This is a genomic window from Mesorhizobium sp. M7D.F.Ca.US.004.01.2.1 (assembly GCF_003997785.1).
In the GTDB taxonomy this organism is placed as follows: Bacteria; Pseudomonadota; Alphaproteobacteria; order Rhizobiales; family Rhizobiaceae; genus Mesorhizobium; species Mesorhizobium loti.
The window spans coordinates 1-6,715 of the sequence record NZ_RZRQ01000319.1 but is presented as its reverse complement, the minus strand read 5'-3'; the positions used below and the strand labels follow the sequence as shown (position 1 = coordinate 6,715).

At 64.2% G+C, this 6,715-nt stretch carries 5 protein-coding genes; all 5 read left to right on the top strand.

What is annotated here, in order from left to right:
• On the top strand, window positions 1-1,307 hold a 1,307-nt coding region (locus EN993_RS28845), incomplete at its 5' end, for an NADH-quinone oxidoreductase subunit F (protein WP_164757869.1).
• Window positions 1,308-1,317: 10 nt separating this feature from the next.
• Complete coding sequence (fdhF, locus tag EN993_RS28840) at window positions 1,318-4,230, top strand: formate dehydrogenase subunit alpha (protein ID WP_127265475.1); 2,913 nt, start codon at window positions 1,318-1,320, stop codon at window positions 4,228-4,230.
• Between the two features lie 2 nt (window positions 4,231-4,232).
• Window positions 4,233-5,063, top strand: a complete 831-nt coding sequence (gene fdhD, locus EN993_RS28835; RefSeq protein WP_109666132.1) for a formate dehydrogenase accessory sulfurtransferase FdhD — start codon at window positions 4,233-4,235, stop codon at window positions 5,061-5,063.
• Entirely contained in the window at window positions 5,053-5,364 is a 312-nt protein-coding gene (locus tag EN993_RS28830) for a formate dehydrogenase subunit delta (RefSeq protein WP_127265474.1), read from the top strand. Before fdhD ends, EN993_RS28830 begins: the two co-directional genes overlap by 11 nt.
• Before the next feature lie 112 nt (window positions 5,365-5,476).
• The coding region (locus tag EN993_RS28825) for an alpha/beta fold hydrolase (RefSeq protein ID WP_127265476.1) at window positions 5,477-6,715 on the top strand (1,239 nt) is incomplete at its 3' end.

The window sequence follows — 6,715 nt, the reverse complement described above, 5'->3', positions numbered from 1 at the left end:
GCCATCACAAGCGCTGGCTGGGCGCGCCGGACAAAATCCCCTTCCTGGCCAAGCAGACGCGGCTGACCTTCGCGCGCTGCGGCGTCACGGATCCGCTGTCGCTCGAATCCTACAAGAAACATGGCGGGTTGAACGGCCTGACGAACGCGTTGGGACTGACGCCCGCCGCCATTGTCGCCCAGGTGACCGAATCCGGGCTGCGCGGGCGCGGTGGCGCGGGCTTCCCGACCGGCATCAAGTGGAAAACGGTGCTCGATACCGTTGGCGACCGCAAATACATCGTCTGCAACGCCGACGAAGGCGATTCAGGCACCTTCGCCGACCGCATGATCATGGAGGGCGATCCCTTCGTGCTGATCGAAGGCATGACGATCGCCGGTATCGCCACGGGTGCGACCAAGGGCTTTGTCTATATCCGCTCGGAATATCCGCATGCGGTGGCGGTGATGAACAAGGCCGTCGAGATCGCTCGCAAGGCCGGCGTTCTTGGCGCCAGCGTGCTGGGTTCACCCAACGCTTTCGACATGGAGATCCGGGTTGGCGCAGGCGCCTATGTCTGCGGCGAGGAGACGGCGCTGCTCGACTCGCTCGAAGGCAAGCGCGGCATGGTCCGGGCAAAGCCGCCGCTGCCGGCGCACAAGGGGCTGTTCGGCAAGCCGACGGTGATCAACAACGTCATCTCACTGGCCTCGGTGCCTGTCATCATGGACAAGGGTGCGGCCTTCTACAAGGATTTCGGCATGGGCCGCTCGCGCGGCACGATCCCGATCCAGATCGCCGGCAACGTCAAATATGCCGGCCTGTTCGAAGCCGCTTTCGGCATGACGCTGGGCGAGATCGTCGACGAGATCGGCGGCGGCACGGCGACAGGGCGTCCGGTCAAGGCAGTGCAGGTCGGTGGCCCGCTCGGTGCCTATTTCCCGCGCGCTCTGTTCGACACGCCATTCGATTATGAAGCCTTCGCCGCCGAGGACGGGCTGATCGGCCATGCCGGCATCGTGGTGTTCGACGACACCGCCGACATGCTGAAACAGGCGCGCTTTGCCATGGAGTTCTGCGCCATCGAAAGTTGCGGCAAGTGCACGCCCTGCCGCATTGGCTCGACGCGCGGTGTGGAGACCATCGACAGAATAGCCGCGGGCATTGAGCCAGAGAAGAACCTCGCTCTGGTCACCGACCTCTGCAACACGATGAAATTCGGTTCGCTCTGCGCGCTGGGCGGCTTCACGCCCTACCCCGTCATGAGCTCGATCACCCATTTCCCCGACGACTTCAAGCCAGCGCCCGTGCGCGTGGCTGCCGAATAGGAGCTGGCAGATGAACATCAAGGCCGACTTCCCATCCCTCGTCGAAGAGATCGACTACGGAACTCCACAGTCGAAGGCGCAGAAGCAAGTCACGCTGAACGTAGACGGGCGCAGCATCACCGTGCCTGAAGGCACCTCGATCATGCGGGCCGCGATGGAAGGCGGGGTCGAAATCCCGAAGCTTTGCGCCACCGACATGCTGGACTCCTTCGGTTCGTGCCGTGTCTGCCTTGTCGAGATCGAAGGGCGCGGCGGCACGCCGGCGTCCTGCACGACGCCTGTCGGCGAAGGCATGATCGTGCGCACGCAGACCGAGCGGCTCGACGCCATTCGCCGCGGCGTCATGGAACTCTACGTCTCCGACCATCCGACCGGCTGGAACGAACAGGCCGGAACCGGGGCCAGCGAGTTCGATGCGGTGGCGAAGTCGATCGGCTTGACTGAAAACCGCTACGGCATTGAAGGCCGCAACCACGTCAAGCCGGAAGGTGGCGTGGCGCCCGGCCATGGCTCGCTGGCGGTCGATTACATCGCCCGCGACGAATCCAACCCCTATTTCACCTATGATGCATCGCAATGCATCGTCTGCTCGCGCTGCGTGAGAGCCTGCGAAGAGGTCCAGGGCACCTTCGCGCTGACCATCGAGGGACGTGGTTTCGAATCCCGGGTTTCGGCGGGAATGCACGAGGCGTTCATCGATTCGGAATGCGTGTCCTGCGGCGCCTGCGTACAGGCCTGTCCGACCGATGCGCTGCGCGAGAAAACGGTGCTTGCCAAGGGCCTGCCGGAGCGTTCGGCCGTCACCACCTGCGCTTATTGCGGTGTCGGCTGCTCGTTCAAGGCCGAAGTGAAGGGTGACGAGGTCATTCGCATGATGCCCTACAAGGAGGGCAAGGCGAACCACGGCCATTCCTGCGTCAAGGGCCGTTTCGCCTATGGCTACGCCACCCACAAGGACCGCATCCTGTCGCCGATGATCCGGGAAAAAGTCACCGATCCCTGGCGCGAGGTGACCTGGGAAGAGGCTATCGCCCACACGGCCAAGGAATTCCGCCGGATCCAGTACCAGTACGGACGCACCGCGATCGGCGGCATCACCTCGTCGCGCTGCACCAATGAGGAAACCTACCTCGTCCAGAAGATGGTGCGGCAGGGCTTCCGCAACAACAATGTCGACACCTGTGCGCGCGTCTGCCACTCGCCGACGGGCTACGGGCTCGGCCAGACCTATGGCACCTCTGCCGGCACGCAGGATTTCGATTCCGTCGACTTCACCGACGTCGCCGTCATCATCGGTGCCAATCCCGCTTCGGCCCACCCGGTGTTCGCCTCGCGGCTGAAGAAGCGGCTGCGCCAGGGCGCCAAGCTGATCGTGCTCGATCCGCGTCGCACCGAGATGGTCAAGTCGGCACATGTTGAAGCGGATTATCACCTGCCGCTGAAGCCCGGCACCAATGTGGCTGTGCTGACGGCGCTGGCGCATGTGATCGTCACCGAAGGTCTTTTCAACGAAGCCTTCATCCGTGAGCGCTGCGACTGGACGGAGTTCCAGGATTGGGCATCGTTCGTCGCCTTGCCTGAGAACAGCCCAGAAACTGTCGGCAAATTGTCCGGCGTCGATCCCGAGCTGATCCGCGGCGCGGCCCGCCTCTACGCCACCGGCGGCAACGGCGCGATCTATTACGGCCTAGGCGTGACGGAACACAGCCAGGGCTCGACCACGGTGATGGCAATCGCCAATCTCGCCATGGCCACCGGCAATATCGGCCGGCCCGGCGTCGGCGTGAACCCGCTGCGTGGCCAGAACAACGTGCAGGGTTCGTGCGACATGGGCTCCTTCCCGCACGAACTGCCGGGCTATCGCCACATCTCCGGCGAAGCCGTGCGCGACATCTATGAGACCTTGTGGGGCGTGAAGCTGGACGACGAACCCGGCCTGCGCATCCCCAACATGCTGGACGCCGCCGTCGACGGCACTTTCAAGGGCATCTACATCCAGGGCGAGGACATTCTTCAGTCCGATCCCGACACCAAGCATGTCGCCGCCGGCCTCGCCGCGATGGAATGTGTCGTTGTGCACGACCTCTTCCTCAACGAGACGGCAAACTACGCGCATGTCTTCCTGCCGGGCTCGACCTTCCTGGAGAAAGACGGCACCTTCACCAACGCAGAGCGCCGCATCAACATGGTGCGCAAGGTTCTGGAGCCGAAGGCGCGCTACGCCGATTGGGAGGCGACGCAGGAGCTTGCCCGCGCCATCGGACTGGACTGGAACTATCAGCATCCCTCCGAGATCATGGACGAGATCGCGATGACGACGCCGAGCTTCGCTGGCGTCTCCTTCGAGTTGCTCGACCGTGTCGGATCCGTGCAATGGCCCTGCAACGAGAAGGCGCCGCTCGGCACCCCGATCATGCACATCGATGGGTTCGTGCGCGGCAAGGGCAAGTTCATCCGCACCGAATATGTGGCGACCGACGAAAGGACGGGGCCGCGCTTCCCGCTGCTGCTCACCACCGGCCGCATCCTCAGCCAGTACAATGTCGGCGCGCAGACAAGGCGCACCGACAACAGCATGTGGCACTCGGAGGACCGGCTGGAGATCCATCCGCACGATGCCGAGAACCGGGGCTTGCGCGACGGCGACTGGGTCCGGCTGACCAGCCGCTCGGGCGAGACGACGCTGCGCGCGCTGATCACCGACCGGGTGTCGCCTGGCGTGGTCTACACGACGTTCCACCATCCGGACACGCAGGCCAACGTGATCACCACCGACTTCTCCGACTGGGCGACCAACTGTCCGGAATACAAGGTGACCGCGGTGCAGGTCGGCGCCTCCAACGGGCCGTCGGAATGGCAGCGCGACTATGACGAGCAGGCACGCAACAGCCGTCGTATCGCGAAGCTGGAAGCGGCGGAGTAGTCTTGAGCGCGCGCCGCAAAGCCACGACGCAGGTATCGCGGCTGGCGCGCCGCGCGGGCGGGACGACGGCTGCCGACCGCATGGTGCCGGAAGAGACGCCGGTGGCGTTCTCCTTTGCCGGCACCACGCATGCGGTGATGATGGCAAGCCCGGCCGATTTCGAGGATTTCGCGCTTGGCTTCTCGCTGACCGAAGGCATCATTGCTACGCCGGAGGAGATCGAAGCCATCGAGGTCGAAGATCATGGCGCCGGCATCGACATCCAGATCCGGCTGAAGGACCGGGCCAACACGCGCTTCGAGGCACGGCGGCGAAGGCTCGCCGGGCCTGTCGGCTGCGGGCTGTGCGGCATCGAATCGATCGAAGAAGCGATGCGCTCGGTCGATGCGGTTAGTGCGTCAAAGCTTACGCTTGATGCCGGCGACATCGTCCGCTCGGTCAAGCTCTTGTCGAAGGTGCAGCCGCTTCACACCGAGACCGGAGCCGTGCATGCCGCCGGTTTCTATGTGCCTGATAAGGGCATCGTCATGGCGCGCGAAGATGTCGGCCGTCACAATGCGCTCGATAAGCTGGCCGGTGCGCTGGCAAAAGCCGGCATCGATGGCGCATCCGGTGCTGTCGTGGTGACATCCAGGGTTTCGGTCGAGATGGTGCAGAAGACGGCTTCTATCGGCTCGGCCTTCATCATCGCCGTCTCGGCGCCGACCGCACTTGCCATCCGAACGGCGCAAGAGGCTGGCATGACGCTGGTGGCGCTGGTGCGCGGCGACGATTTTGATATTTTCACCCACCCCGACCGGGTGGTTTGCGGAGTTGCCAAGCATGTCGCATGACGAAGAACACATCATGAGCACCAGCGAGAAGCTGGTGCGCATGGCGAACCAGATCGCCGATTTCTTTCATTCCAAGCCACGTGAGGAAGGCATTGCCGGCGTCGCCGAACATATCAACAAGTTCTGGGAGCCGAGGATGCGGCGGCAGTTGTTCGAGATGCTGGACGACGGCACCGGGAACTTCAACGAGTTGGTGGTGGCCGCCTCCGCCAGGATCAGGCGACCGATCACGCCGGCTGAGGCCGACCTCAAACTCGGGCTCAAGCCCTCCCCGGCCGACGTCGCCGCCTCGCAGAAGTAGTCGTCGAGTCCCGTCAGCCTATATTCGCCACCTCTAAAGTTTGAGCTGCCGCAATCGGCGGTGTTCTGCTATGGTCGACGATCAGAAATCGTCAGGCCGGGCGGAAAACCTCGTGAGGCCGATCGAGACCCGATACGCCCATAGCGGCGATGTGCGGATCGCCTATCAGGTGGTCGGCCAGGGGTCGTTCGATCTTGTCTTCGTGCCGGGCTTCATTTCCAATCTCGACCTGCACTGGGAAGACGAAGGCTATACCAGGCTCCTGAAGCGGCTCTCGGCATTCTCGCGGCTGATCCTGTTCGACAAGCGCGGTACCGGTCTTTCCGACCGCGTCGACGCCCACCACCTGCCCAGTCTCGAAACCCGGATGGACGATGTGCGCGCAGTGATGGACGCCGCCGGCAGCGGCCGTGCGGCACTGCTCGGCGCTTCGGAAGGCGCTCCGATGGCGATGCTGTTCGCCGCCACCTATCCGGAGCGGACGCGGGCGCTGGCGCTCTATGGCGGCTATGCGCATTTTCACAAATGGGTGATGTCGCCCGAACGCCTCGACGCCTTCATCGAGACGGCGGAAACGTCATGGGGCACGGGTGCTACCTTGCCCAACTTCGCGCCGGGCCGGGTCGACGACGCACATTTCACCCAGTGGTGGGCGCGCTTCGAGCGCTTGTCGGCGAGCCCGACCGCTGCGGCGGCACTGGCGCGCATGAACGCGGAAATCGACGTGCGTGGCGTGCTGGCTGCAATCAGCGCGCCAACGCTGCTGATCCATCGCCGCAACGATGTGCGGGTCGATCCTGACGCCAGCCGCTATCTGGCGAAGAAGATTCCTAACGCCAAACTGGTCGAAGTGCCCGGGCGTGATCATCCTATCTGGACCGGCGACGTCGACCGAGTAGTCGACATCATAGAAGAGTTTCTGACCGGGGAACGCGCCGTGACCGAGGTGGACCGGGTGCTGGCAGCACTTCTGGTGACGCGCATCTACGATACGGCGCGGATGGGCGACCGCATGTGGAGCGAACGCAGCCAGCGCTTCCAGGAAATCTGGCGCCAGCAGGTCGGGCGCCATGGCGGCCGGCTGGCAGGCACGCAAGGCGAGATGATGATGTCGCGCTTCGACGGCCCGGCGCGTGCCATACGCTGTGCGGTGGCGCTGCGCGAGGCGGCACAAGGCATTGGCGTGGCCAGTGCGCAAGGTGCGCATGTCGGCGAGATCGAATTGCGCGGGCCGCCGGTGGGACTGACAGCGCGGGTGACGATGCAGCTCGCCTCCCATGCCGGCCGCGGCGACATCCTCGCTTCGCGGCTGATCGCGGATCTGGCGACCGGCTCGGGCCTGCCTTTCGCT

Excerpts from the sequence above, each read along its gene's own strand:
- fdhF (WP_127265475.1), top strand. The coding sequence starts at position 1,318 with ATGAACATCAAGGCCGACTTCCCATCCCTCGTCGAAGAGATCGACTAC.
- EN993_RS28830 (WP_127265474.1), top strand. The coding sequence starts at position 5,053 with ATGTCGCATGACGAAGAACACATCATGAGCACCAGCGAGAAGCTGGTG.